The 2,826-nt window shown below is 40.5% G+C and carries 2 protein-coding genes; both read left to right on the top strand.

All coding sequences use genetic code 11. From position 1 onward, the window contains the following. Window positions 1-485 precede the first annotated feature (485 nt). Window positions 486-1,289, top strand: coding sequence for an SDR family oxidoreductase (locus GN157_RS11150; protein ID WP_157483478.1), 804 nt, complete (start codon window positions 486-488; stop codon window positions 1,287-1,289). A 42-nt stretch (window positions 1,290-1,331) separates the two neighbouring features. After that, a complete protein-coding gene (fsa, locus tag GN157_RS11145) occupies window positions 1,332-1,988 on the top strand; it encodes a fructose-6-phosphate aldolase (RefSeq protein ID WP_157483477.1) in 657 nt (218 codons plus the stop codon). Window positions 1,989-2,826 lie beyond the last annotated feature (838 nt).

The raw sequence follows: 2,826 nt of genomic DNA, 5'->3' as shown, positions 1-2,826 counted from the left end.
GCCTTCAAAACCTAATGCCGTTTGCTTACTCTGTCGTTCTATTCTCATTGTCATTCCGATACGAAACGTAGTGTAGTGAGGAATCTCTGAACTATTAATAGAGATGTCTCCTGCGGTCGACATGACATACTGAACGTGATGACAGTTGAGGTTTTGTCCTTTTGTCTTGACACAAAAGAACGAAAAATTCAAGGCTATGGTTTCTCAGGCTATAAATTACCTCTTTCGGCTAAACCATCTGAACTCGGCTCTCGCCTCAAACAGCAGATGCTTTTTTACGCCTCTTTCACTAATTTACTTTACGCCATCAAAACCTAATGCCGTATGCTTACTCTGCTTGTCATTCTGACGGTAGGAAGGATCTCTTTTAAAAATTCAAAACTCATCATTTAAAATAGTCTTCCGTCTCTCATTTATTATCTAATTGTCTTTAACTTAAAATCCGTATTTTCGCCATTCAATTATAAATCTCCAATTAACCAATAATGAAGAGAGTTGTTTTTATTACCGGAGGATCTTCGGGTATAGGGAAATCCATAGGCGAATTTTTATCTGAAAAAGGGTATACCGTTTATGGTACAAGCCGTAACCCGCAAAGGGTAACCGGTTCTAAGTTTCCGCTTGTGGCGCTTGATGTTCGTGATGCTGCTACTATTAAGGCTGCAGTTGCCGAAGTGATTGAGAAAGAGGGTAGGCTGGACGTGCTTATTAATAATGCCGGAGTGGGTATAACGGGTCCGCTTGAGGAAATCCCTGCCGATGAAATTAGAAACAACTTTGAAACCAATGTTTTTGGACCTATTGAGGTAATGAAAGCCGTGATGCCACAAATGCGTGAGCAGAAAAGCGGACTTATAATCAACGTTACTTCTATTGCCGGATACATGGGGCTGCCATACCGTAGTGTTTATTCGGCTTCAAAAGGAGCGCTGGAGCTTATTACCGAAGGTCTTCGTATGGAGGTTAAAGGTTTTGGGGTTACCATTACTAATATTGCTCCGGGCGATTTTGCCACAAATATTGCCGCAGGGCGTTACCATGCTCCGCTTGTAAAGGGTTCGCCATATGAAACCCCATATGGCAATACGCTTAATATGATGAACGATCACGTGGATGGTGGTAGCAATCCGCTTGAAATGGCCGAAGCGGTTTACTCTATAATGAAAGATCCTAACCCTAAAGTACACTACAAGGTGGGGGCATTTATGCAAAAGTTTTCTATCGTTTTAAAAAGGTTACTGCCTGATAAAGTGTATGAAAAGTTGTTAATGAATCATTATAAATTGTAGTTTTGCAAAAAAATTTTCCAGAACATATTTTAAAGTAAGAACATGAAATTTTTTATCGACACAGCTAATCTTGACCAGATTAAGGAAGCTCAGGAGCTAGGCGTTTTAGACGGAGTTACAACTAACCCGTCTCTAATGGCGAAAGAAGGCATTACAGGAAGAAACAACATCCTTAAACATTATGTTGACATCTGTAATATTGTAGACGGCGACGTAAGTGCTGAGGTTATCGCTACCGATTTTGAAGGTATGATTAAAGAAGGTGAAGAGCTTGCCGAACTGCACGAGCAAATTGTAGTTAAAATACCTATGACTAAAGATGGTGTTAAGGCTGCTAAGTATTTCTCTGATAAAGATATTAAAACAAACGTAACGCTTGTTTTCTCTGTAGGTCAGGCTTTACTTGCTGCTAAGGCAGGTGCCAGTTATGTGTCTCCGTTTATCGGTCGTCTTGATGATATCTCTACAGATGGTTTAACACTTATTGAAGATATCCGTCTTATCTATGATAACTACGGTTTTGAAACCGAAATTCTTGCTGCATCTGTACGTCACACTATGCACATTGTTAACTGTGCTAAAATTGGTGCCGATGTTATGACAGGTCCTCTAAGCGCAATTACAGGTTTATTAAAACACCCACTTACCGATAGTGGTTTGGCTCAGTTTATTGCCGACTACGAAAAAGGTAACAAGTAATATTTTAAAAGGCTGCTTCGGCAGCCTTTTTTATTGGGGTTAATTTAAGGTTTAAAGATTCTGCCTGTTTTTATTAAGAGATTTTTCGACTCCACTTCGTTGCGCTCAAAATGACAGTTGAGCGCGTCATCCTGACGATAGGAAGGATCTCTTTTCCATTCCGACTGAAGCGATAGCGTAACGGAGGAATCTCTGAACTTTGAATAGAGATGTCTCCTGCGGTCGACATGACATACTGAACGCAAAAGGGCTCCATACTACGCTGATTCGTGTTGTCATTGCGAGCGTAATGCAGTGGAGCGTGGCAATCTGTATTAGATTACTTCGTCGTTCCTTCTCGTAATGACACAAGATGTTGTCATCCTGACGTTAGGAAGGATCTCATTCAAAATTTAAAATTCATCATTTAACATAGTATTGATGTCCTTTTGTCTTGACACAAAAGAACGAAAAATTCAAGGCTATGGTTTCTCAGGCTATAAATTACTTCTGTCGGCTAAACCATCTGAACTCGGCTATCGCCTCAAACAGCAGATGCTTTTTTACGCCTCTTTCATTAATTTACTTCACGCCATCAAAACCTAATGCCGTTTGCTTACTCTTGCTGTTGTCATCCTGACGATAGGAAGGGTCTCTTTTCCATTCCGACTGAAGCGATAGTGCAATGGAGGAATCTCTGAACTATGAATAGAGATGTCTCCTGCGGTCGACATGACATACTGAACGTGATGACGGTTAATGTTTTGTCCTTTTGTCTTGACACAAAAGAACGAAAAAGTCAAGGCTATGGTTTCTCAGGCTATAAATTACCTCATTCGGCTAAACCATCTGAACTCGG

The sequence above is a fragment of the Flavobacterium rakeshii genome (assembly GCF_009741375.1).
GTDB classification, from domain to species: domain Bacteria; phylum Bacteroidota; class Bacteroidia; order Flavobacteriales; family Flavobacteriaceae; genus Flavobacterium; species Flavobacterium rakeshii.
The sequence above is the reverse complement of the archived record's forward strand: the minus strand, read 5'-3'. Positions and strand labels throughout refer to the sequence as shown.

What these genes read in the sequence shown, in the direction of transcription:
- GN157_RS11150 (WP_157483478.1), top strand. Translation starts at nt 486, where the DNA reads ATGAAGAGAGTTGTTTTTATTACCGGAGGATCTTCGGGTATAGGGAAA.
- fsa (WP_157483477.1), top strand. Translation starts at nt 1,332, where the DNA reads ATGAAATTTTTTATCGACACAGCTAATCTTGACCAGATTAAGGAAGCT.